Origin of the sequence: Kribbella sp. NPDC051718, assembly GCF_040681515.1 — a bacterium.
Classification (GTDB): domain Bacteria; phylum Actinomycetota; class Actinomycetes; order Propionibacteriales; family Kribbellaceae; genus Kribbella.
On record NZ_JBFAYZ010000002.1, the window covers coordinates 418,662 to 440,934 of the forward strand.

The window sequence follows — 22,273 nt, forward strand, 5'->3', positions numbered from 1 at the left end:
AGCGCTTAAGCTGGTTGCATGGTCAACACACAGGCCGCGGGGCCCATCGCCCTCGGTACCGCGCGGGGCCGCTGGGTGCTGGCCGCCACCGCGCTCGGCTCCGGGATGGCCTTCCTGGACGGCACGGTGGTGAACGTTGCTCTGCCCGCGATGGGCGAGGATCTGAACGCCGAGATCTCCGGTCTGCAGTGGATCGTCAACGGCTACATGTTGATGCTCGCGTCGCTGATCCTGCTGAGCGGTTCGCTCGGTGACCGGCTCGGCCGCCGCAAGACCTTTCTGACCGGCGTCATCTGGTTCGCGGTCGCCTCGCTCATCTGTGCGGTCGCGCCGAATCTCGAGGTGATGATCGCCGGGCGGGTGCTGCAAGGGATCGGCGGCGCGCTGCTCACGCCGGGCAGCCTCGCGATCCTGCAGACCAGCTTCCGGCAGTCGGACCGCGCCAAAGCGGTCGGCACCTGGTCCGGGCTCACCTCCGTCGCCGCGGCGGTCGGCCCGTTCGTCGGCGGGACGCTGGTGGACAGCGGTTCGTGGCGATGGATCTTCGTGCTCAACCTGCCGCTCGCGGCGGCCACGGTGCTGGTCACGCTGAGGCACGTACCGGAGACGCGCGACGAGACGATGGCCGGCAAGCTCGACGTGGCCGGCGCCGTGCTCGCGACGGTCGGCCTGGCCGGGGTGACGTTCGGCCTGATCAGTGCGGGCGATCGCGGCTTCGGCGACGCCCTGGTGCTGACGACGCTGCTGATCGGCGTACTCGGCCTCGCGGCCTTCGTCGAGGTCGAGCGGCGCAGCTCGCACCCGATCCTGCCGCCGGGCATCTTCAAGAACCTGCGCTTCACCGGCGCCAACCTGGTCACCGTCGCCGTCTACGGCGCGTTGGGCACGGCCACCTTCCTGCTGGTGGTCTTCCTGCAGACGGCACTCGGCTACGGAGCACTCGAGGCCGGCGCGGCGCTACTGCCGATGACCCTGCTCATGCTGACCTTGTCGGGCTACGCGGGCGCCCTGTCGGAGATCATCGGTGCCCGGATCCACATGACGGTCGGGCCGCTCTTCATGGCCGCCGGCTTCCTGCTGATGATGCGGGTCAAGCCCGGCGCGAGCTACCTCACCGCCGTACTGCCGTCAGTGATCGTCCTGGGGATCGGCCTGGTGTGCACGGTGGCTCCGCTGACCTCCACCGTGCTGAACGCGGTCGAGGACCACCACGCCGGCGTCGCCTCCGGAGTCAACAACGCCATCGCGCGGACCGCCCAACTGATGGCGGTCGCCGCGATCCCGCTGGCGGCCGGGATCACCGGCGACTCCTACCGGGATCCCGCCGCCTTCAGTGATGGCTTCCGGATGGCAATGTGGATCTCGTCCGGCCTGGCCGTCCTGGGCGCAGCACTGGCCTGGGTGACGCTTGCTCCAGGGAAGGCCTCGAAGCCGCCGGCAGCGGAGGAGCAGCACTACACGCATTGCCCCTTGGTGTCTCCGCCGCCGGCTACTCCGGAAACTACGAGACCGTAAAGGTTCGGGACGTCCCGGTAAACGGAGTGATGGTGCCGTTCAGCGCCTTCGAGTCGCCGTGGTGGACGATCCGGTAGGTGCCGGGCTCGGTCGCCTTCCACGTGATGGTCGCCTTCGAGTCGGCCAGGCCGCCGCGCTCCCAGCGATACGTGGTGTCCCAGTCGCCGTCGTCGGCAACTCGTTGCCATTGGCCACCGACTTGGCGCTGCACCTCGAGGAACGTGCCGTTGCGGTGCAGGTTGTTCTTGGGATGCCCGGTCACGAACGCCACCGAGACAGTCGCACCACGCTGGTACTGCGGGGCGGCATCCGTCAGTACCTGGCCGAACGACTTGAACGGCGGCGGGGCGTCGAACACCACCCCCGCCTGCAGGTTGAGCTCGGCCGAGATCGGCTTCGGCGGATGAGTTCCGGCGGCTACCGGCGTACCGGCCTTCAGTGCTCTGGCGAGTCCGGCGAACTCCTGCTGGTACGCCGGCAGCGTGTACTTCCCGAACAGCGTCGAGCCGCCTTCGTACTGCTGCAGTTGGTATTCCTCCGGCGTCGTCACGTACGAGCTGTAGGCGTTGGAGTAGCCCGAGACCAGCACGTTCTCGATCGGTACGCCGAGCTCCGCCGCGACCGTCCGCCGAAGTCGCAGGCCGGCGACGATCGTGACCTCACCGGGCATCGCGACAAGGTAGAACTGGCCGAGCTTGACCAGCTGGATCGGCACGATGTCCGGCGTCGCCTGCAGCAGCCCGGTCGGTACCGCGGCCAGCTTCGGTGACTGGCAACTGATCAGCCACGGCGCGACATCCACCTTGAACGGCTTGAGGGCTTCGAAGAACGGGTTCGTCACCCCCTCGGGGATGATCGGGATGGCCGGCCCGTCCTCGACACTGCCGGCCAGCGTGGAGGCGCCGACGACACCCGTGCAGGTGCGATGCGCTTCACCGTCGGGGGTGTACTGCGGGTCCACCTGAACAGCCGACATGTCGACATAACGCATCCGCGCGTCGAGGCTGCCGGTGATCGTTGCCCGCGGCCCGTTGTACGCCTGCTCGGCGGCCTGCTGCTGGCGCTCGCCGAGGATCTGTTCGTTGAGCAACGGGTCCTCGGTCGGCCCGGAGCCGGGCTTGAGGTTGAGGTTGGGCGACATGTCGCCGGCGTTCGTGTTCGGGAACGCGGCGACGAAGCCCTGACTCTCGTCGAGGTAGCGAACGCCCTTCTCGTCGTGCTCCCAGCGGTACGCCGCATAGCCCTTGTTGTCCGGGCTGATCAGCGTGTTCTCGTTGGTGATCGAGGTCGCGTGGGTGGCGAACCAGCTGATCGCGCCGATGTCGGAACCGCCTTGCTGGAACCGCAGTACGGTCACCGCTGGGTCGATCGCCTGCGGGAACGCGGCCTTGTCGGCGGCAGGGTTCTGATCGAAGGCGATCCGCGATCGGTTGACACTGGCGTTGGTGAGCGTCGACCTGCCGAGGCTGATGGTGCCGGGCGCGAGATTCTGGTGCGCCTTGGCGATCGCCTCGACGATGCCGTCGACGGTCGCGTCGAAGGCCTGCTTCTGGAACCCGTAGATCGACAGGTTGTACGCCAGGTTGTGCGACTGCCCACCCGGCCCGCTGTGCGTGTGCGTTGCCGAGAGCAGCACGTTGCGCTCGGAGTACAAGGCTCCGTACTTCGCCTGCAGCTTCACCAGCACGGCATCTCGCTGAGCCTGGAAGATCATCCCCAGATCCGAGTTGACGTAGGCGACCCGCTGCCCCGTCGCCTGCTCGACGGCGATGAACGCCCGGGCCCGCAGCCGCTGGTGGATCCCGGTCGTGTTCTGCCCGAACTTCGAGTACCCCATCATCCCGTTCTCGGCGGCCGGTCCGGTGATGTCGGAGATCCCCCGGCCCACCAGATATGCCGAGTCAACAGCTTGCGCGGGAGTAGTCCGATGGACGCTCACTCCGGTGGCGACCAGCGCCAGGGCGAGCACGGCAACAAGCGAGCGGGGGCGGCGGCGCATGAAGTCTCCTCAGTCCGATCAAAGCTGAGCCAATTTCATCTTTACCGGAGAGTACCGGGTTGCTCGCAGACTGTGAAGGGTTCGTCACTTACCGAGGTAGTGCCTCCGGGTATCGGCGGGGAGACGTTCGATGGCATAGCGGAGCATCGTCCGAGGCATCCGGGTGGCGTGCTGATCGAGGAAGGCCAGGAGTTCGGCGGGAGCAGTGTGTTTGCCGGCTTCGCGGAGCATCCAGCCGGAGGCCTTGTGGATGAGATCCTCCCGGTCGTCGAGGACCTTGGCCGCCAGCGCGAAGGTGTCTTCGGTTTCACCGGCCCGGATCAGCTTGTAGGTGGCGACCAGGGCGATGCGGCGTTCCCAGAGGTTGCTGGAGGCAATCAACTTGTAGAGCGGGTCGCGCGGGTGGTCGAGGAGCTGGGCGCCGACGATCTGTGGGGCGCTGCAGTCGACCAGGTCCCAGTTGTCGATGTACTTCGTGTTGCGCAGGTACAGGTCGTAGATGGCGGTCAGGTCCACGGGGTCCGCCGTCCGGGGCTTGCCGGCTCGGGACGCGCGGTCGGCCAGGAGGCAGAGGATCGCCAGCCGGTGTTCGTGGATCGGGCTGGTCAGCGCCTCCTCGATCGCCGGCAACGGGAGGTCGGCACGGAGGTACGGCTTGAGAATCAGGCGCAGGGTGGAGAGCTTGACGCCGATCATCTGATCGCCCTCGCCGTAGCCACCCGGCTTGACCTGGAAGTAGCGCGCGAGCGTCTCGGCGGTCGCGGGATCGGCCGCCGCGTCGATCTCGCGGAGCAGATCGTCGACCTCTTGGGTCACTAGAGCTCCTTCTGCAGCGCCTTCATCGTGCTGATCTCCTTCGTCTGGGTGACGCTGACCTCTTGGGCCAGCTCGCCGACCCGGATGTTCGAGCCGTTCTCGAGCTGCTCGGAGCTCATCGTCACCGCGCCCTCATGATGCTTGATCATCAGAGTCAGGAACAGTTCGTCGAAGGCCTTGCCGCGAGCCCGCTGCAAGGTGGTCAGCTCGGCCTGAGTGGCCATCCCGGGCATCTTGCTGTGGTCCATGTGCTGCACGTGCTCGAGGTCGGGCGGGGTCTGGCCGGCCGCGGTGAGGAGCTGGCGCATCGACTCGATTTCGGGCTTCTGGCCGACGCGGATCCGGTCGGCCAGCGCTTTGACCCGCGCGTTCGATGCCGTCGTACGGGCCCATTCGGCCATCTGCAGGGCCTGGGTGTGGTGGATCATCATGTCGCTCAGGAAGGTGACGTCGTCCGGGTCGACCGTCTGGGCTGTGCTGGGCAGGGCCGTGACGGTTTTGTTCGGGCCGCCCGGCGTACCGGGCACGATCACCGGTGGGCCGGTCGGCGCGGCCTGCGGCTTCGGATCGGAGCTGCACCCGGTCACTGTGACGGCGGCCAGCAGCACGGCAATCCAGCTCCTTCGGGCAGAAAACGTCACGCGAGCCTCACTCCCTGTGGCAAATCGCTTCCGGACAGTGTCTATCACGCCTAGGCTGAAGAACCGCCCGACAATTCCTGAAGGGACCACAGCATGCGCGCAGGCCGCCCCCGCACGCTCGCCAGCCTCACCTTCGCCCTCGCTCTCGTCGCCGGATCAGCCGGTATCGCGAGTGCCGAGGCGCCCGCGCCACCGGAGACCGGCGCGGCCAAGAGCGACAACATCACCCACCTGGCCAGCGCGCCGATGAGCGGACCGCTGGCCGACGGGATCAACACCGACATCGCGTTCGCCGGCAAGCTCGCGTATGTCGGCAACTACTCCGGCTTCGCGATCTATGACATCGCCAACCCGGCCGAGCCGACTCTGGTGAGCCAGGTGTACTGCCCCGGCAGCCAGAACGACATCAGCATCTCGAACGGGCTGCTGTTCCTCAGTACCGATTCCTCCCGCAGCGACAACTCCTGCCAGAGCGTCGCGCAGTCGGCGACGATCAAGGAGTCGTGGGAGGGGATCAAGATCTTCGACGTCAAGGACCCGGCGAACCCCCGGTACGTCGCGGCCGTCGAGACCCATTGCGGCTCGCACACGCACACGCTGATCCCGGCCAAGTCGAAGCGCGACATCTACATCTACAACTCGTCCTACAGCCCGAACGCGGCGTATCCGGACTGCCAGCCGCCGAACGACCTGATCGACATCATCAAGGTCCCGGTGCAGCACCCTGAGCAGGCGGCCGTGGTCGCCTCGCCCGTCCTGTTCCCCGACGGCGGATTCCCCGGCAGCCCGACCGGTCGCGCGACAAGTGGTTGCCACGACATCACCGCCTTCCCCGCTCGCGACATCGCTGCGGCGGCGTGCATGGGTGACGGCATCCTGCTGGACATCTCCAAGCCCGAGCGGCCGAAGGTGATCGACCGGGTCCAGGACGCTGCGAACTTCTCGTTCTGGCACGGCGCCACCTTCAACGGTGACGGCACCAAGGTCGTCTTCATGGACGAGCTCGGTGGCGGTGGCGGCGCGGAGTGCAGCGCCGAGGTCGGCCCGAACAAGGGCGCCACCGCGGTCTTCGACCTCAAGCACAAGAAGTTCGTCTTCCGCAGCTACTTCAAGATCCCCCGGCACCAGGCCGCCGAGGAGAACTGCGTCTCGCACAACGGTTCGCTGATCCCGGTCCGCGGCCGCGACATCATGGTGCAGGCCTGGTACCAGGGTGGCTTCTCGGTCTGGGACTTCACCGACTCGGCCCATCCGACCGAGATCGGGTACTTCGACCGGCCGCCGATCGAGCCGGCCGACTTCGGCGGGTACTGGTCCGTGTACTACTACAACGGCGCGATCTACGGCACCGAGTCGGTCAAGGCTTTCGATGTCTTCCGGATCGATGACAAGCGCACCGATCCGGCGAAACGGGTGAAGCTGAAGGAGCTCAACGTCCAGACCCAGCCCGCATCCAAGTAAACGATTCCGCAATCCTCCGGGGTCACGGGCAAAACAACCGTTGTGACCCCGGAGTGTTCGGGCATACGGTGATACCAGGGCTGTTGTCCACCGCGCCAGGACCGACCGGCGTCGCGGGAACACCCGGGGGAGAAGACAGCGTGACGAGCCAGCCCGATCACGGTGACGGCGAGATGATCCGGACCACGTTCGGCGCCGTCACCGAGGAACTTCAGCCCGGCATCCTGCTGGTCCGGCTGTCCGGAGAGATCGACATCGCCACCACCGACTTCGCCGCCGAAGCGATCCGCGCGGCGATCGCGCCACCGGCCAGGCTGGTAATGATCGAGGTGTCCGCGGTGACGTTCTGCAGCTCGGCCGGGCTGGGGAATCTGGTCGAGGCCCGCCAATTGGCCGGGCAACATGGCATCGATCTCGCATTGGTCGGTGTCGGCCGTCCGGTCGACCGTCCGCTGACCATCACCGGCCTCGGCCGGGACTTCAGCATCTTCGCCTCGGTCGAGGACGCACTGCTGCACCGGCCGTCCTGAGCGGCCGGACCGGAGTACCGGAAGTAACTGTGTGATACCGGGCCGCCCGGAAATGATTGACTCGCGCCGAGGGCGGGAACGCTGAGTTACTGCCGGGCCCGGACCGGGTGATGGCAACGTTGCCGCACCGGCCGACGGGGGAACGTTGCGCGGCTGCCTGGGGAGGGGGATGCTGATGGGTCGAAGGACTTCATTGGCGATCGGCGTCCGGACCGTCGGGGAGGCGGTCGTGGTCAGCCCGTCGGGAACTCTCGAACTGACTACCGCTCCACAGTTGCGGACCTTCCTGGCCCGTCGGCTGGCCGACCAGCCCGCCGCGGTGATCGTGATGTTGCAGGACCTCGTCCTCGCCCGGGCGTACTCGCTCAGCGTCTTCACCAATCTCGCCCGGCAGGTGGCGGACTGGTCCGGCACCCCGTTCGTACTCGTCACCGGCCGCAACCGCAGCCACGAACTGCAACGGCACTCGGAGCTGATCTCCCGCTTCATCCCCGTCTTCCCCGACCTCGCCTCCGCGCTGGCGTCCATCCGCAACCCGCCGGCCCGGCAGCTCACCAAGCTCAGACTGGCTCCCGAGCCGCACAGCGCCTCGACCGCCCGCCGGTTCGTCGCCTCCGTCTGCGAGCTGTGGCACTGCGAGGAGGTCTCCGAGGACGCGGTCGCGATCACCTCGGAGCTGGTGGCCAACGTGGTCCGGCACGCCCACACGGACGCCGACCTCCGCCTGGAGCTACGCCGGCAGGTGCTGACCGTCGCAGTCTCCGACGGCAGCCCAGACCTGCCTGTACGCCGCCCGCTGGGCGTCCGCGAGGGTGGGATGGGGCTCGGCATAGTCGCGACGCTGGCCACCTCCTGGGGTGCCAATCCGACCTCGAGCGGTGGCAAGCTCGTCTGGGCGACGATCCGGCTGCGGTCGCCGAACGCCCGGATGGCGATCAACAACAGCTGGCGCAACGGTCTGTAGCCGGATGTGGACGCTGAGCGGGCAATCGACATCCCCGCGCGGGGGCGCGGAATACGCAGTACCGGCGCTCACCTGTGCGGCGCTTTGCTCACGATGGAGCCAAAGAGGCACTAATTGACGGTAGTGGCCCTAACATGACGCGTGTGACCGGGGATTCCAGGAAGCAGCAGAGCCGGCCGACCGTGCAGGACGTCGCCCGGGAGGCAGGCGTCTCGCCGTCGACTGTGTCGCGTGCCCTGCATACCCGGGGCTACGCCTCACCAGAGGTCCGCGAACGTGTCCAGGCGGCCGCCCAGCGGCTCGGCTACGTGCCGAACCACATGGCCCGCAACCTGCGCAGCCGCACGTCGACCGCGATCGGGGTGCTGATCTCCGATCTGCGCAACCCGTTCTACGCCGATCTGGCCGCCGGGATCGAGGAGGTGCTCCGGTTCGAGGGGCACCAGATGATCTTGGTGAACGACAACGGCGACCCGGAAGAGGAGATGCACGCCGCGGAGACACTGCTGGCGATGCAGGTCGCCGGGGTGATCGTGACGCCGGTCGCGGCCGCCTGCCCGAAGATGCTGCAGGACAACGGGATCCACGTGGTCTCTGCCGACCGGCAGCTCGGGCGCGGCGGTGACGCGGTGCTGAGCGACAACAAGGCCGGCGCGCGGGAGCTGACCGAGCACCTGCTCGGGCTCGGCCACGAGCGGATCGGCCTGCTGATCGACGAGACCAAGTGGTCGACCGGGGCGGGCCGGCTGGCCGGGTTCCGGGCGGCGTACGAGGACGCCGGTCTGGAGCTGGACGAGGACCTGATCGTCTTCACCAGCTTCGACGCCGAGGCGGCCAAGCAGACCACCCGGGAGCTGCTCGACCAGCAGCACGTGACCGCGATCCTGTCGGCCAACAACGTGCTCGCGCAGGGCGCGCTGGCCGAATTGAAGCGCCGGAGACTCCGGATACCGAACAAAATCAGCCTCGCCGCATATGACGACGTGCCGTGGATGTCGTTGGTCCAACCCGCGATTACCACGGTGGATCAGCACACTGTGGATCTGGGTCGTAGCTCTGCGCAACTATTACTGGCCAGAATCAGGGACGAACTGCCCGCCCGGCGGCGAATTGTGCGAGTTGCGCCACGTCTTGTTGTCCGTGGATCCACCGGACCCGCTCCCAGAAACTGAATTTCTGGCGTACCACCGGCACATGACACAACTCTATGTAGACCGGGTCATCGCCAGGCAGCTCGAGCGCCACACCGAGGTCGCCGAGGCGATGCACAGCCAGCTGGACGCGATCCAGGCGATCGCCGACGAGCTCATCCGCCGACTGGACACCGGCGGAGTGCTCTACACCTACGGCAACGGTGGATCCGCTGCCGACGCACAGCACCTGGTCGGTGAACTCATCGGCCGCTACCTCAGGGAACGGCGGCCGCTGCCCGCCGTAGCCCTGGTCGGGGACGCGGCCGTGACCAGTTGCATCGCGAACGACTACGGCTACGACGACGTGTTCTCCCGTCAGGTCCAGGCGCTCGTCCGGCCGGGAGACATGGTCGTCGGCTTCAGCACCTCCGGTACCTCACCGACCGTGGTCAAGGGGCTGGAGGCGGCCCGAAACGCCGGAGCCTGCTCGGTGGCCTTCACCTCCCGGCGTGGGATCGGCCTGGCAGCGGCGGCTGACCTGGCTCTCGTTGTACCGGCCGAGGAGACGGCCAGGATCCAGGAGATGCACCTGCTGGCCCTGCACATGGTCAGCGAACTCGTCGACCAGTGGGCCGCCGCCTACTGACCGACGCTGTCCACCCACCCGCCAACTCGCCAGCGCCTTCGCGGCGGCCTGCTCGCCCAGGCCACCGCGAAGGCGCCGGCCCGACCCGCGTACGCAGTACTGCAACCTTTGATCACGTCACCATTGCGAGGTTCGAACAGTTGATGCGATAGCGTCCTGTGTCCGGTGAAGCTTTGACGAAGGAATGAGAATGGCTGAGAGCGCCAAGATCATCGTGGTGGTGCCGACCTACAACGAGCGGGAGAACCTGCCCGTGCTGGCGGCGCTGCTGTCCGACCTGAAGCTGCCCGGGCTGCAGATGCTGGTGGTCGACGACAACTCCCCCGACGGCACCGGTGACGTCGCCGACGAGCTGGCCAAGGCCGCGCCGACGGAGGTCTCCGTCCTGCACCGGACCGAGAAGGACGGCCTCGGCCGCGCCTACATTGCCGGGATCAGCCGCGCGCTGGACGAGAACGCCGACATCGTGATCCAGATGGACGCCGACCTGTCCCACCCCGCGTCGGTGATCCCGACGATGGTGGAGATCCTGCAGACCACCGACGCCGCCGTGGTGATCGGTTCGCGGTACGTCGAGGGTGGCGAGGCCGCGGCCGAGTGGGCCTGGCACCGGCGGCTGCTGTCGGCGTTCGCGAACGTCTACGTGAACACGATCCTGCGCCTGCACGTGAAGGACGCCACGGCCGGCTTCAAGGCCTGGAAGGCGGACACGCTGCGGGCGATCGACGTGTCGACGATCCAGAGCAACGGGTACTCGTTCCAGGTCGAGATGAACTACCGCACGGTGCGGCAGGGCCGGCGGATCGCCGAGACGCCGATCCGGTTCGAGGAGCGTACGGTCGGCGCCTCGAAGATGAGCCTGAAGGTGCAGCTGGAGTCGGCGCTGATGCCCTGGAAGCTGCTGTTCAAGCGCTCCTAGGCTGCTGGGAGCCTCAGCCGTAGCCGAGTTGGTGGAGACGGGCGTCGTCGATGCCGAAGTGGTGCGCGATCTCGTGCACCACGGTGATGTGCACCTCCTCGACGACGTCCTCGACCGTCTCGCAGATCCGCAGCGTCGGGTTGCGGTAGACGGTGATCCGGTCGGGTAGTACGCCGCCGTAGTAGTGCCCGCGCTCGGTCAGCGGGATGCCCTCGTAGATCCCGAGCAGGTCCGGGTCGCTGCTCGGCGCGTCGTCCTCGACGAACACCGCCACGTTGTCGATCAACGCCGCCAGCTCGGTCGGCACCTGATCCAGCGCCTCGGACACCAGCAACTCGAAATCGGCCCGGCTCATCTCGATCACGTGGCCAGCGTAGTGAGCCGCCCCAGTGAGCGGTGGCCGACAGATTCCTGACATGCCGGTTTCAGACACCACTCGCTCTCGTAGCGACCGCTACCTCCTGCGGATACTGACGGACATCCCGTCCCCCGCTTCCAGGAGAGATCCAGTATGAGAAAGCCCACAATCTGGGCAGCGGTCATCGCCACCGCCGCGCTGAGCTTCACAGCCGCCCCCGCCCTCGCCGACCCCGTCGCCACCACAGCGCCGGTGGCCGGCATCAAGAAGCTCGCCATTCCGGACAACCTGTCTCCCGACCCGAGGAGCAGTACCTCCTGGACCAGCTGCCAGCGGCCCGGGAGCGGGCCGAGGCGGTCAACGCCAAGCTGGGCATCGACGACAGCCTGCAGCGCTCCCTGATCGACGCGATCGACCCCACGCAGTACGAGTGCTCCAACGCCACGCCGCCGGTACTCGCGGCCGTGCTGGCTCCGGCCGCGAACTGGAACTTCGACCAGCTCCTCGCGGCACTGCACGTGCTGATCTACAACATGGCGCTGGTCGACGCGGCCTACCTGCCTCAGACCGGGCCGTACACCTTCGGCTCGCAGGGCCAGTACACGAATGCCGCCACCCACACCTTCCGCGACCTGAAGAAATTCTGGGACATCCCGTCCGGCGATATCCAGCTGGTCCCCGCGCACGGTCGCGCGATGCTCGATCCCGAGCTCAACTACCGGGTCTTCACGAAGATCTACGGGCTGCCGGACGCCCCGTCCAGGTTCTCGGCGGACTTCGTCGCCGAGCAGCTGAACTCCGCCGCGATGGGGTACGGCGACCTGCCGATCTTCACCTTCAACGCGTACGCCGCTCCCGGTGAGTTCCTCCCCGGTGTTGGCCAGACGCCCAAGCGGATCGCCTTCGGCGACGGCGTACTGGAGGGCTTCGACCAGGTCGGTCTCGGCGACGTGGCACCGCAGGCGATCCTCGCGCACGAGTTCGGCCACCACATCCAGTACGCCGACAACCTGATGCGGGCCGACCTGCCGGCACCGGAGGCGTCACGCTGGGCCGAACTGTCTGCGGACACGTTCAGCGCGTACTTCCTGACCCACGCCCGCGGCGCCGCGATGCAGTGGAAGCGGGTCCAGCTGTTCAGCCAGATGTTCTACCAGATCGGCGACTGCGGCTTCGCCGGTGAAGGCCACCACGGCACTCCGAACCAACGCATGAGGTCAGCCCTCTGGGCGTACGGCGTCGCCGACTCCGCCCGCCCTCAGGGCCACATTCTCCCGGCCTTGAGCTTCTTCAGCCTCTTCAAGGCGCAGTACCCCCAGCTGATCGCCCCAGACGCCGTCAACTGACCGCCCACCGGCCGCGTGGGGTGCCCGTCCCTTTCCCCCGGCACCTCACGCGGCCCCTCCCCACTTCGCCTGTCCAGCAGCCGCTTCCCGCCGTCTTCCACCGCCCCCGAGAACTCGTTTTGGACCTCGGCGAAGTCTCCTCTATGCTTACCGATGTCCCCGGAGCTTCGGCTCCCGCGGTCCGAGTCCCCATCGTCTAGTGGCCTAGGACGCTGCCCTTTCAAGGCGGTAACGCGGGTTCGAATCCCGTTGGGGATACGGTCAAAAGACCGTTGTCAGTAAGGCTCGAATGATGGTGTAGCATCATCGAGTTGCTAGGCCCAGTAGCGCAGTTGGTTAGCGTGCCGCCCTGTCACGGCGGAGGTCGCGGGTTCGAGTCCCGTCTGGGTCGCCAGGAGAGTGGCGGCGGGTGTCCACACACCGCCGCCATTTATCTCTCCCGGTCAGGTAGCTCAGCTGGTAGAGCGTCCGCCTGAAAAGCGGAAGGTCGGCGGTTCGAGACCGCCCCTGACCACACTTGCTCCTCAATCCCTCTCCACCACCCGGAGAGGGATTTTTCTTTCCTACGCGACCTCCGCAGGCACCTTCCGTCGCTCCGCTCCTCCAGCCGCCCGCTACGCCCGCTCCCGCCCACCCTCCGGCTATCGCCGGCCTCTGCGGCTGACGCCGAGGTCTCCGGCTTCGCCGATCGTGGCGGCTGCCGCCGCGTACTAGGCGCTGCCGCGCGACTCGACCACCGTCGCCGTCGTGTGCTCACTCTCATCGGCCCGGCAACCCAAGTCCGGTAGTAGCCCCAGCCCCGGGGCTCCCCGACGAGCTCAGCCAGGCAAAGGCCTCAACCGGTGCACCGGGCCAGGACGACCAGCCAGAAATACATCCTGCCCGGCGTCCGTGATCCTCATCCGGTATTGCTCGCGTGAAGGTCGACCAGCAGCGAGCCAATCGTCGTGCGCGGCCTCGACGTCATCCCAGACCGCACCAGGACCGCCCTGGACTGCCAGACCGTCAGCGAGGCGAGCCCATGAGCCGTCCGAGCGGAAGACCACCGACACACCGTCCACGGTCATCGCACGGACATCCGGGTTGGTCAGGTCCAGCCAGAATCGCGCCTCGTTGTCGCGATAGATCGATGTGTCGAAGCGGTGCGGCTGACTCGCACCAGTCCCGTTGAGAGCGATCTGGATCAGCTCGCCGATGGCCGACGGTTCCGGCTGATGACGCAACGGCATGAAGTAGGCCGAGTTGGCCAGGAAGTGGCCCGCCGCCTCATCACCAGTTGAGGCCTTCCGAAGTACAGCGACCCCCGCACCCATTGGAGTGACGATGACCCCGCCAGGCCGAACCTGCTGAAGCCAAGCCGACGGTACGTAGTCGAGCCGACAGGTCGCGATGACAGCGTCATAGGGCTCGGCATCCGGGTAGCCGTTCGCCCCATCGGCGGCCGCAACCAGCGGGCTATAGCCCGCCAGCTCGAGCCGCTCTCGGGCCTGGGCGATCAGATCAGGATCGATGTCGACGCTCACCACCTGGCCGGCCCCCAGCCTCTCCGAAAGGAGCGCCGCGTTGTAGCCGGTCCCGGTGCCGATCTCGAGAACCCGCTCGTCGCCGGTCAGCTCCAGCGCCTCGAGCATGCTCGCCATCAAACTGGGCGCCGTCGAAGACGACCTGACATCCTCGGACGTGACCAGATGAATATCCGAGTAGACAGCCGACAACCACTCGTCTCTGGATTCCGAATCCACGATCGAGTTGCCGTTCTGATCGCTGCGATAGAACCGCGGCACGAACAGGTGGCGCGGTACTGCTCTGAAGGCCTCTTCCCAATGCGGATCAGTGATGTTGCCATTCGCAACGAGTTCGCCGACCATCTTGCCCAGGTCTTCCGCCGCCTGGCCCTCGAAACTCCATGTCGGCTCGCTCATCGGCAACTGCTCTCCAGGAAGTCGGCGATCGCCTGAGCGATCGAATCTCGCAGCTCAGGGATGAAGGCCCATTGTCCATTGGGATTGGCTTCGAGAAAGATCCAGCCACGCCCAGAAACGACCCTGAAGTCGAGGGCAGCGAAGGCCAGCCGTAGTTCGCGGAGCAAGTCGATCACTCCCCTGCGCACGTCGTCAGGCACCTCGACAACCCGATAGTTGACATTCTCGTGGTGGGCTCTGATGTCGACCGGTCCCTCGAGATCCGAAGGGTGGATTTCGGCAGCGAAGAACTCGCCGGCGACGACGGTCAGTCGGATGTCGACACCCTCGATCAGTTCCTGGAACAGATGCGCGGTGGCGGCGATACTCGGGTCTGCCCACAGATCCTCGGCAACCTCAGCCGTGTACAGAACGCCACTGCCGCGTACGTCGTCCACCGTCACCATCGTGGCCAGCGACTTAGTGACAATCCGGCCGCCGGCCGACCGCGCGAAATCGCTGACCATCTCCGGCTCGTTGGTGATGAGGGTCGCTGGCACTTGCAGACCACACCGCGCCGCAACGGCGAGCTGATGCGGCTTGACTCGTGCGTCCGCCATGGCCGCCGGGTTGTTGAGCCAGACCGCCTCGGGAAGGCTGCTCAGAACCCCCGAGAACCCGTGCCTGGCCTGAGAGCGAGCAAAAGCCTCCTCGCTCGGCGATCCACCGCCGAAGACCCTGAAATCCGATGGCCTGCGGTAGTAGACGGCCCGCACTGACTGCAGGTCGATCTCCCGAGGTGCTCCAGAGAATTGACCGTCCCAGGCTGTCGCTCCGGGATCGAGCCTTGCCGTCAGACAGAGGTCGGCTGGAAAGCTTCCCGGGTCACAGCGCACGAACGGCGTCCCTCTCGCATTGAGGTGGTGCAGAACGACATCTGCCGTCGGGTCGTCGTCATGAGTCAGCACCAGGATCCGGGCAGGTTCGGTCATCGGGATCGTCTCCGCTACTTGTCGTCGACCATCCAGTCCACGGCGAGCACATCCTTGCCGTCGGACTCCGTCTGCGTCATGGTCGCCGCAACCGGCACCACCTCCGTCGCCGCGCGCCCATCCACGAGCCCGATCTGCCGATCCCTGCAGAGCGTCACCTCCGGGCGGCTGAAGCGCGGTCGGCCAGGCGAGTAGTCGACGAATCGCAACCCGAACGGGCGAACGAACTCATCGGCGGTGGTCTCGGCAACCTGAGTGCTGCTGAGCGGAAAGCGATCCTGGTCTTGCCACATGGTGTTCTCCTGGTGAGCTGGGTTCAGGGCACGGTCAACGGCCAGAGCCATTGCTCGGACGGAATCGTCGAGTGGTCCGGGTTTGTGCGCGAGGCTCAACTCGCGCCTCTGCGTGCTCACGTCAGCTCCCACCATTTCTCCACCCGACCGACGATCGCCGGATTCCCGACACGACGAGCGAACCATCAGTTACGGTTAGTTGCTATCCGTGACAGTGGTCCGGTGTGGTGAAAGCGGTGAACGGTGAACCTTGATCAGCCGCTCACCGAGGGGAGGCATCTGTCGTGTCCAGGACCCGGCAACGAAATGAGAAACTCGCGGCAGCGATCTCGGAGGCCGGCTGGTCGCATGCGCAACTGGCGCTCGCCTTCGGACGCGTCGCAGCTGAACGACGATCTGCAGACCGGACCGGTGTCGGCCGATCACATGTCTCTCACTGGGTGGCCGGCGCCAGGCCATCTGGCTCTGCACCCGGCATCCTCGTCGAGACGCTTTCACGACGCCTTGGGCGCGCGGTCACAGCCGATGAGATCGGCCTCACAACGGCGGGCTCGTCGCCGATACTCGACTGGAATGCGGATACGCTGACGGCGCTGGTCGATCTCGGGAGAAGTACCTTGGATGTCGAGCGCAGGTCGGTACTGCGGGCAGCCGGCTACTCGGTGGCCGCGCTAACGCTGCCGGACCAAGCCTGGTGGGATCAGCTGACTGAGCGATCCGCCCGGCACCGCAACCTCAAGAGTGGGCGACTGGTCGGAGCAGGCGATCTCGACGCCGTCCGGGAGACAGTCCAGCTGTTCACCCGTATCGACCAACGCCGAGGCGGAGGACACGCTCGCGCCGCTGTCGTCCAGTATCTGACTTCAGACGTCACCGGATACCTTCGTGCTTCCTACACCGACGACGGCGTACGCCAAGGGATGTTCTCCACTGCCGGAGAGCTCGCCTATCTCGTCGGTTGGATGGCGTTCGACAACTCCGAGCACGCGATCGCTCAGCGGTACTTCGCTGTCGCGGTAAAACTGGCCGCAGAAGCCAACGACGCTCCACTCGCTGCCCACATCCTCCGAGCCATGGCACACCAGGCCGTGGATCTCGGACACCACCGGCATGCGGTCCGAATAGCTGAGGCCTCGCTAGACGGACGTCGCTATCGGGACGCGAGTCCCCGCGAACGGTCGCTGATAGGCGTCGTGCACGCGCGGGCACTCGCCGTCGACGGTCAGCGAGCAGCTGCTTCACGGGCACTTCTTCGCGCCGAAACAGACCTCGCGGCCGCTACCGCCGGCGATGACGAACCAGGACGCGTGTTCTTCTTCGGTGAAGCCAGCCTGGCCCATGAGACCGCGTGCACGTTGCGGGACATGGGCGACCTCACGTCGGCAACCAAGGAGTTCCAGCGCAGCGTCCGTACTCGCAAGGCAGCAACATTCACTCGCACCCACGTGGTGACCCTTGGCTACCTCGGCGCAGTACAGGCTCGCAGCGGAAACATCGAGGAAGCCTGCGGCACCTGGTCCGAAGCCCTGGACACGATGGACGGCATCCACTCGGGCCGAGCTCGCCAAGCCGTGCGCGACATGCGCTCCAGCCTCTCGGTCTACCGCGCCAAAGGAATCCGCTCGGTCGCCGAACTCGACAATCGAGCAGCCAGATACCTCGCCGCGGTCGACCGCTGACGGCGCCTTACTCCCAAGGGAACCAATGACTGACGAGTCGATCACCCTGCACCCCGTCGCCCACGTCGTCGGCGGCCGCATCGAACCCACCGACGACTACTGGGGCGGCACCCAAGCCATCATCCGCATCGACGACCCGCGCCTAGACGCCGACTCCACCAAAGGCCTCGAAGACTTCTCCCACCTAGAGATCGTCTTCCACTTCCACCTGACCGACCAATCAGACCTACACCTCGGTGCCCGCCCAGCACGCAACAACCCAGACTGGCCCGCAGCAGGCACCTTCGCCCACCGCAACATGCGCCGCCTCAACTGGCTAGGCGTCTCCCGCTGCCGCCTCCTGAAGGTCGACGGCCTAGACCTCCACGTAGAAGACCTAGACGCCGTAGACGGCACCCCCGTCCTAGACATCAAACCCTGGTTCACCGACTTCGCCCCCCGAGGCCCCATCCACCAACCCTCCTGGCCCACCGAAATGCTCACCAACTACTTCGCCCCGGCCGCCGACTGACGTGCTGCACGCGGCAGCCCACAGGCGCATCCAGCAGTCCTGCGAGTCCTCGAGACGAAGGCTGATCGTGTTGCGTACCGGCCGCCGTGTGTACGTCCGCGAGCAGCCCGACCAGGCGGTCGGCCTCCGCCCCCACATCGAGAAGGCTTTCGAGCGCGACTCGGTAACCATCGACCTTGCCGGCCTAACCAACGAGACGCTCCTAGGCGCTCTCGAAGAGCCCATCGACCGCATCCGACGCGGCCGCCTCACTCCCCAAGCCATCACAATCCGGGTGCTCCTACCGGACCTCTCCCAGCCAATGGCCGTACCGTCCCGCGCTGGCAAGGACCCTGGAGATGACCCCGCTGTCAGAGGTCGCATCGAGAAGATCGCCCACCGGTCAGCCGGAGAGATCCTCCACCAGATCCGCGGGCGAACTCGGCCTGTCTCCAAGGTCTCTGCGGAACTGCGTGTCGTCGGCTTACCGATGATGTTCAAGCTCTATGCCCTGAACGAAGAAGAAGTGTTCTTTGGCTTCTACCCGGTCGTAGAGCGAGATGTCGAGATCGACGGGAGACCCGTCTCAACGTTCGATGCCGTCGGCAAGGACACCGTCCTCTTCCACCACTCGATCAGCGACGACGACCGCGCGACAGGCTCGCAATACGTCGACCAGGCGCGCCGCTGGTTCGACAGCCTCTGAGGAACACTCGGACAGGTCCGCGACCTGTGAACCCCGATCCCCTGGCGCAGACCCTCAACTCCGCAGAAGCTGTCCTCTTCGACTTCGACGGCCCCATCTGGTCAGTCTTCGACGGCTACCCAGCACCTCAGATCACTCGTGAGCTCTTAGGACTTGCGCGTCGGATACGCGGTGAGTTGGCGCCCGCGCGAGAGGAGGCGTCTAGCCCACACGAACTGCTTCTCGCGGCAGCCCCTGATTTGGAGCTAGCCCAACGGTTAGAAGCCGCACTCCAAAGGGCAGAACTAGAAGCAATCGAAACGGCTAAACCAACGCTAGGCGCGGCCGAGTCCGTCGCGGCATGCACAGCTAGCGGACGGCTAGTTGCCGTCGTAAGCAACAACTACGCATTAGCCGTCAACGAATACCTTGCACGAACTGGCCTCGCCAAGAGCGTGACATACGTAGAGGGACGCAACCCGGCCGATCCGAAACTGATGAAGCCCGATCCTCACCTTCCGCAAAGGGCGATCAGCGTCATCGGCATTCGCGCGTCTTCATGCGTCTTCGTCGGTGACCAGACTACCGATATTGGGGCGGGGCAGGCCGCAGGCATCCCAACGATCGGCTATGCCAACAAGCCTGGCAAAGTCGAGTCACTCAAGGGTGCAGGTGCTGATGCAGTTCTGACCACGATGCTCGACTTGGCCAGCGCACTCTGCTGAGTCTCAGATGTTACGGGGGTTCCCGTGGTCGGCGGCGTCCTCTAGTCTGAACAACATGGATGCCAACGAGACCAATACCGCAGTGCAATTGGTCCAGGCGTTAGTCTGGCCAGCGCTTATCTTAGTGGCATTGGTTGTCTACCGTAAGCCGCTCCGGGCATTCGCAAAACGCTTGACCCATGTTCGTGTTGGCGGACAGGAATTCATCGCGAACACCGTGCGCAGTTCAGATATTCTTCTGCGATCACTGCCACTCACTGCATCTCACCCTGAAGCTGTCCCGAAAGATTTCGAAACCGAAATCATGCAACTCGCTTCCACTGATCCGCGGGCGGCACTTATACGCCTCCGAAAAGAGACTGATCGGCGCGTACGTCTTATTTCTCTGGTCGGAAACTGGCTGAATGATTACGAGAGCCGAACAGAGCGATGGCTCCAGATGAACTGGCTTGCAGGTCAGTTGAGTTGGGAACCTGACGTGCGCGCTTCGGTCATGGTCCACGCGATCATTGAGGACGCTGCACTCAAGGAACCTGACGGCATCTCAGAACAATTGCTTCTCGGTCTCGTTGACCAAAGTCTTACAGTGCTGGGGTTGGTACGTTCACATAAATTCGAACGCCACATCGTCATTGCAAGCGATTTGGAGATATTCAGCGATCAAAGTCTGACACAGATAGTACCGGATCGTAGAGCCGTCCTCCTAAATTCAATTAGCATTGAAGGAATAGAGAACACAAGAGCTCTTCTTACCTCGCGGCCCAGGTATTATAAGTCTGGGATGCAAGTGGGCTGGGAGTGGCGCGCCGACCCTCCATTCGAGGAATGCCAGGGATTCGTAGCTGACCCCTCAGGAGGGCCAGCCATTACTCTTATTGGCTGGGATTTTCGCGGCCGAGACTTAGCGGACTTCTATTAAGCGAAATCTGCGCAGACACACCTAAAGCCACGTGGGGGGGATATGACGCTGCACATTGGGATAGCGACGCATGCTCGGGCGATACAGGCAGGCGACCGGCTACTCACCTTGGGGAAGGAGCCATGGGATCCGGTTGCCAACCAGACGATCATTCTGATTGCAGATAATGCGACTGCGACTATTTCCTATTCCGGACTTTCGTTCATCGGAAAAGATCAGACTGATCACTGGCTAGCTGAAAAGATTGCTGGGGAAGTCTTCGACGAACACCACGGCTCTCCTCCCATCACCATCGGAGGCGACCGGAAAATTACGCTGGGCAGCGCCGCCAATGCCATAGCTACCGGAATAGCAACAGAGTTCCGCTCATTGCCGAAGGAACTTCGGAAGCAGAACATTCAAGTTCTATTCTCGGGATTCACATGGAAGCGGATACGCAAGGCAACCGCATTCAGGCCGAGACCGTTTCTTTGGTATTGCGAATATGACGAGAAGCGGACGAGTCACATCAAGGGATGGAGATCTCCGCGATGGTGGGGCCACAACGACCCATACTATACTAAGACCGTAGGGGCATCGATCCAGGAACGCGTAGTCAATGCCGTGGGCCAGATTAGCTCGAGCGCCATGACAATGGCCGAGGTGGAGCTAGGTATTAGAGATCTAATCCGCGACATCTCAGAAGGACGCCCGACCGTTGGGGATGAATGTTACGTCACCACGATTGAGCGAGATCAACGAGTCCGCGTATGCTTTATGCGAGCCAATGAAAGCAAGACGCCAGAGAATTCAATCTACACGCCTTGGATTCTTGGCTCATCGATAAATATGCCGCCGCAACTTCTAGCGGGCATGATCGGGGTAGGCGTCGAATCCAGAGGCCGGTCGGTTGATTTCTTTAGTATTCCAGAACTCAAACAGGCAGCGCGAAGGTCATTGACAGGGCAGGTCAGAAAGACGTGGCCGTGATGCCCGTAGCCAACGGACGCTCGCGCCAGCCGACTTTGGCACATCCACTATAGCCAGGCAGGACACAAGGGCACTCACAGACTGACTGTGCGGTGGCTAGACAAACAGTCGTCGACTCAGGTTAAGAGTAGCGGCCTCGCTACTACACCTAGGCTAATCGTCCACGCGGTTTCTAGAACAGCACTTCCGAACAACCTTGCGTTTTCAACAATCACACTTGGCTCCTTTCGCCTCGCGGCTTTGCCGGGCGGGCAGCTGCCGCCGCGTGGTGTGCGCTGGCGCGCGACTCGACCGCCGTCGCGGCCCAGGGTCGCTGTCGTGTGCTCACTCGGCAGGCGGTGGCCCGAGTCGGTCCTGGGCCTGTCCGTAGTGTGGTTGAGATCAGTTGAGCTGGCCGGTGGGGCGTATGACGAGGTGGTTGATGTCTACGCCTTCGGGTTGGGTGACGGCGAACAGGATTGTCTCGGCGACCTGCTCGGCGGTCAGGGTCGGCGCTGCTGCGGGTGATCCACCGCGGTCGTCCCAGAATGGGGTGTCCACAACTCCTGGGGCGACGAGAGTGACGCTGACGCGGTCATTGGCTACCAGGAGTCGGACGTTCTCGGCCAGGGCGTGCGCGGCCCACTTGGTGACGGAGTACAGGTTGCCGGGCGTGTTCCTGGTGCCGGCGACCGAACCGACGATCACGATCCTGCCCTTGGACTCCCTCAGGTGTGGCAGTACCTCGCGTACCAGCAGAGCCGGGCCGAGGATGTTGGTGAGAACCATGGCACGCATGTCCGCAGGATCGTGGTCCTCGAGCGTGCCGGGTAGGGAGAACGCGGCGTTCGCGATCACTGTGTCCAATCGGCCCCACAAGCCGACGACTTGACCGACGGCAGCGGCGACATGGCTCTCGTCGCTGGCGTCACCGGTGATGGTCAGCAGCCGCTCGCCTGCTCCGGTGGAGGTGGCGAACGCGGCGAGGCGATCGGCGTCGCGGCCGGTCATCGCCACACGGTGGCCTTGCTTGAGCAGGGCACGGGCAGTGGCCGCACCGATCCCGCTCGAACCGCCGGTGATCAACGTGACGGGTTCCATGGCATGGCCTCCTTGGTGACGGCGGTATCGACACTGCGCCAGGCTTCACTAGTCGACGAACACTCTGAGTTGGCGGACGCAGGCTACCCGATGAGCATGATGGCAGTGGCGTATTCCGATCCCGGTTTCGATCAGGCGCTGCAAGCCACTTGCGAGGGTCGAGCTGACGAGTTCGTGCCGGCCGAGCAAGCGATACCGGGCTGGTCCGACGG

At 65.1% G+C, this 22,273-nt stretch carries 23 protein-coding genes and 3 tRNA genes; 18 read left to right on the forward strand and 8 right to left on the reverse strand.

The annotated features are described in order from the left end of the window. Positions 1–18 precede the first annotated feature (18 nt). Positions 19–1,515 (forward strand): DHA2 family efflux MFS transporter permease subunit, encoded by a 1,497-nt coding sequence (locus tag AB0M15_RS08600; RefSeq protein ID WP_363815421.1) that lies wholly within the window; start codon positions 19–21, stop codon positions 1,513–1,515. Here AB0M15_RS08600 and AB0M15_RS08605 read toward each other — a convergent pair. The 3 genes from AB0M15_RS08605 to AB0M15_RS08615 form a co-directional block, all read right to left on the reverse strand. Beyond that, entirely contained in the window at positions 1,502–3,514 is a 2,013-nt protein-coding gene (locus AB0M15_RS08605; protein ID WP_363815423.1) for a neutral/alkaline ceramidase, read from the reverse strand. The genes AB0M15_RS08600 and AB0M15_RS08605 overlap by 14 nt on opposite strands. A gap of 84 nt (positions 3,515–3,598) precedes the next feature. Beyond that, on the reverse strand, positions 3,599–4,330 hold the full coding sequence (locus AB0M15_RS08610) for a DNA alkylation repair protein (RefSeq protein WP_363815424.1): 732 nt from the start codon (positions 4,328–4,330) through the stop codon (positions 3,599–3,601). Further along, positions 4,330–4,971 (reverse strand): DUF305 domain-containing protein, encoded by a 642-nt coding sequence (locus AB0M15_RS08615; protein ID WP_363815426.1) that lies wholly within the window; start codon positions 4,969–4,971, stop codon positions 4,330–4,332. The genes AB0M15_RS08610 and AB0M15_RS08615 overlap by 1 nt, the downstream gene beginning before the upstream one ends. 93 nt (positions 4,972–5,064) lie before the next feature. On the opposite strand from AB0M15_RS08615, the gene AB0M15_RS08620 reads away from it, so the two are divergent. The 6 genes from AB0M15_RS08620 to AB0M15_RS08645 all read left to right on the forward strand — a co-directional run bounded on the left by AB0M15_RS08620 (position 5,065) and on the right by AB0M15_RS08645 (position 10,624). After that, positions 5,065–6,432, forward strand: a complete 1,368-nt coding sequence (locus AB0M15_RS08620) for a hypothetical protein (protein ID WP_363815428.1) — start codon at positions 5,065–5,067, stop codon at positions 6,430–6,432. A 140-nt stretch (positions 6,433–6,572) separates the two neighbouring features. Beyond that, on the forward strand, positions 6,573–6,962 hold the full coding sequence (locus AB0M15_RS08625; RefSeq protein ID WP_363815430.1) for an STAS domain-containing protein: 390 nt from the start codon (positions 6,573–6,575) through the stop codon (positions 6,960–6,962). A 175-nt stretch (positions 6,963–7,137) separates the two neighbouring features. Further along, complete coding sequence (locus tag AB0M15_RS08630) at positions 7,138–7,926, forward strand: ATP-binding protein (RefSeq protein WP_363815432.1); 789 nt, start codon at positions 7,138–7,140, stop codon at positions 7,924–7,926. A gap of 134 nt (positions 7,927–8,060) precedes the next feature. Continuing rightward, positions 8,061–9,098 (forward strand): LacI family DNA-binding transcriptional regulator, encoded by a 1,038-nt coding sequence (locus AB0M15_RS08635; RefSeq protein ID WP_363815434.1) that lies wholly within the window; start codon positions 8,061–8,063, stop codon positions 9,096–9,098. A gap of 22 nt (positions 9,099–9,120) precedes the next feature. Further along, positions 9,121–9,705 (forward strand): SIS domain-containing protein, encoded by a 585-nt coding sequence (locus AB0M15_RS08640; RefSeq protein ID WP_343970708.1) that lies wholly within the window; start codon positions 9,121–9,123, stop codon positions 9,703–9,705. Positions 9,706–9,895: 190 nt separating this feature from the next. After that, positions 9,896–10,624, forward strand: coding sequence for a polyprenol monophosphomannose synthase (locus AB0M15_RS08645; protein WP_363815436.1), 729 nt, complete (start codon positions 9,896–9,898; stop codon positions 10,622–10,624). 13 nt (positions 10,625–10,637) lie between these two features. Here AB0M15_RS08645 and AB0M15_RS08650 read toward each other — a convergent pair whose 3' ends face one another. Continuing rightward, entirely contained in the window at positions 10,638–10,988 is a 351-nt protein-coding gene (locus AB0M15_RS08650; RefSeq protein WP_363815438.1) for a metallopeptidase family protein, read from the reverse strand. A gap of 147 nt (positions 10,989–11,135) precedes the next feature. On the opposite strand from AB0M15_RS08650, the gene AB0M15_RS08655 reads away from it, so the two are divergent. From AB0M15_RS08655 to AB0M15_RS08675, 5 genes are all read left to right on the forward strand, one after another. After that, complete coding sequence (locus AB0M15_RS08655; protein ID WP_363815440.1) at positions 11,136–11,384, forward strand: hypothetical protein; 249 nt, start codon at positions 11,136–11,138, stop codon at positions 11,382–11,384. A 62-nt stretch (positions 11,385–11,446) separates the two neighbouring features. After that, positions 11,447–12,328 carry a hypothetical protein gene (locus tag AB0M15_RS08660; protein ID WP_363815442.1) on the forward strand — a complete coding sequence of 294 codons (882 nt, stop codon included), beginning with the start codon at positions 11,447–11,449 and terminating at the stop codon, positions 12,326–12,328. A 185-nt stretch (positions 12,329–12,513) separates the two neighbouring features. Next, a tRNA-Glu gene (locus AB0M15_RS08665) sits at positions 12,514–12,586 on the forward strand. Between the two features lie 59 nt (positions 12,587–12,645). Then, positions 12,646–12,722: transfer RNA gene (locus AB0M15_RS08670), tRNA-Asp, on the forward strand. Positions 12,723–12,769: 47 nt separating this feature from the next. Then, positions 12,770–12,842 (forward strand) — tRNA-Phe (locus AB0M15_RS08675). A gap of 304 nt (positions 12,843–13,146) precedes the next feature. Here the strand turns inward: AB0M15_RS08675 and AB0M15_RS08680 are convergent. Genes AB0M15_RS08680 through AB0M15_RS08690 form a run of 3 tightly spaced genes read right to left on the reverse strand, consistent with a single transcriptional unit; the run spans position 13,147 to position 15,634 of the window. Beyond that, the gene (locus AB0M15_RS08680) at positions 13,147–14,250 is read right to left on the reverse strand and encodes a methyltransferase domain-containing protein (protein ID WP_363815444.1); all 1,104 of its coding nucleotides are present in this window, start codon (positions 14,248–14,250) and stop codon (positions 13,147–13,149) included. Further along, positions 14,247–15,221 (reverse strand): MvdC/MvdD family ATP grasp protein, encoded by a 975-nt coding sequence (locus AB0M15_RS08685; RefSeq protein ID WP_363815446.1) that lies wholly within the window; start codon positions 15,219–15,221, stop codon positions 14,247–14,249. The genes AB0M15_RS08680 and AB0M15_RS08685 overlap by 4 nt, the downstream gene beginning before the upstream one ends. A gap of 14 nt (positions 15,222–15,235) precedes the next feature. Beyond that, on the reverse strand, positions 15,236–15,634 hold the full coding sequence (locus tag AB0M15_RS08690) for a hypothetical protein (RefSeq protein WP_363815448.1): 399 nt from the start codon (positions 15,632–15,634) through the stop codon (positions 15,236–15,238). A 497-nt stretch (positions 15,635–16,131) separates the two neighbouring features. Here AB0M15_RS08690 and AB0M15_RS08695 point away from each other — a divergent pair, with 497 nt between their 5' ends. From AB0M15_RS08695 to AB0M15_RS08720, 6 genes are all read left to right on the forward strand, one after another. Continuing rightward, positions 16,132–17,193 carry a hypothetical protein gene (locus AB0M15_RS08695; protein ID WP_363815450.1) on the forward strand — a complete coding sequence of 354 codons (1,062 nt, stop codon included), beginning with the start codon at positions 16,132–16,134 and terminating at the stop codon, positions 17,191–17,193. A 25-nt stretch (positions 17,194–17,218) separates the two neighbouring features. Then, entirely contained in the window at positions 17,219–17,704 is a 486-nt protein-coding gene (locus AB0M15_RS08700; RefSeq protein WP_363815452.1) for an SAM-dependent methyltransferase, read from the forward strand. Between the two features lie 88 nt (positions 17,705–17,792). Then, a complete protein-coding gene (locus AB0M15_RS08705; protein ID WP_363815454.1) occupies positions 17,793–18,389 on the forward strand; it encodes a GntR family transcriptional regulator in 597 nt (198 codons plus the stop codon). 26 nt (positions 18,390–18,415) lie between these two features. Then, entirely contained in the window at positions 18,416–19,093 is a 678-nt protein-coding gene (locus AB0M15_RS08710; protein ID WP_363815456.1) for an HAD hydrolase-like protein, read from the forward strand. Positions 19,094–19,148: 55 nt separating this feature from the next. Next, a complete protein-coding gene (locus AB0M15_RS08715; RefSeq protein WP_363815458.1) occupies positions 19,149–20,012 on the forward strand; it encodes a hypothetical protein in 864 nt (287 codons plus the stop codon). 42 nt (positions 20,013–20,054) lie between these two features. After that, a complete protein-coding gene (locus tag AB0M15_RS08720; protein WP_363815460.1) occupies positions 20,055–20,981 on the forward strand; it encodes a hypothetical protein in 927 nt (308 codons plus the stop codon). A gap of 381 nt (positions 20,982–21,362) precedes the next feature. Here AB0M15_RS08720 and AB0M15_RS08725 read toward each other — a convergent pair whose 3' ends face one another. After that, positions 21,363–22,061 (reverse strand): SDR family oxidoreductase, encoded by a 699-nt coding sequence (locus AB0M15_RS08725; RefSeq protein WP_363815462.1) that lies wholly within the window; start codon positions 22,059–22,061, stop codon positions 21,363–21,365. Positions 22,062–22,273: the final 212 nt, after the last annotated feature.

Excerpts from the sequence above, each read along its gene's own strand:
- AB0M15_RS08600 (WP_363815421.1), top strand. The coding sequence starts at position 19 with ATGGTCAACACACAGGCCGCGGGGCCCATCGCCCTCGGTACCGCGCGG.
- AB0M15_RS08605 (WP_363815423.1), bottom strand. The coding sequence starts at position 3,514 with ATGCGCCGCCGCCCCCGCTCGCTTGTTGCCGTGCTCGCCCTGGCGCTG.
- AB0M15_RS08620 (WP_363815428.1), top strand. The coding sequence starts at position 5,065 with ATGCGCGCAGGCCGCCCCCGCACGCTCGCCAGCCTCACCTTCGCCCTC.
- AB0M15_RS08630 (WP_363815432.1), top strand. The coding sequence starts at position 7,138 with ATGGGTCGAAGGACTTCATTGGCGATCGGCGTCCGGACCGTCGGGGAG.
- AB0M15_RS08635 (WP_363815434.1), top strand. The coding sequence starts at position 8,061 with ATGACGCGTGTGACCGGGGATTCCAGGAAGCAGCAGAGCCGGCCGACC.
- AB0M15_RS08640 (WP_343970708.1), top strand. The coding sequence starts at position 9,121 with ATGACACAACTCTATGTAGACCGGGTCATCGCCAGGCAGCTCGAGCGC.
- AB0M15_RS08645 (WP_363815436.1), top strand. The coding sequence starts at position 9,896 with ATGGCTGAGAGCGCCAAGATCATCGTGGTGGTGCCGACCTACAACGAG.
- AB0M15_RS08655 (WP_363815440.1), top strand. The coding sequence starts at position 11,136 with ATGAGAAAGCCCACAATCTGGGCAGCGGTCATCGCCACCGCCGCGCTG.
- AB0M15_RS08680 (WP_363815444.1), bottom strand. The coding sequence starts at position 14,250 with ATGAGCGAGCCGACATGGAGTTTCGAGGGCCAGGCGGCGGAAGACCTG.
- AB0M15_RS08685 (WP_363815446.1), bottom strand. The coding sequence starts at position 15,221 with ATGACCGAACCTGCCCGGATCCTGGTGCTGACTCATGACGACGACCCG.
- AB0M15_RS08700 (WP_363815452.1), top strand. The coding sequence starts at position 17,219 with ATGACTGACGAGTCGATCACCCTGCACCCCGTCGCCCACGTCGTCGGC.
- AB0M15_RS08715 (WP_363815458.1), top strand. The coding sequence starts at position 19,149 with ATGGATGCCAACGAGACCAATACCGCAGTGCAATTGGTCCAGGCGTTA.
- AB0M15_RS08720 (WP_363815460.1), top strand. The coding sequence starts at position 20,055 with ATGACGCTGCACATTGGGATAGCGACGCATGCTCGGGCGATACAGGCA.
- AB0M15_RS08725 (WP_363815462.1), bottom strand. The coding sequence starts at position 22,061 with ATGGAACCCGTCACGTTGATCACCGGCGGTTCGAGCGGGATCGGTGCG.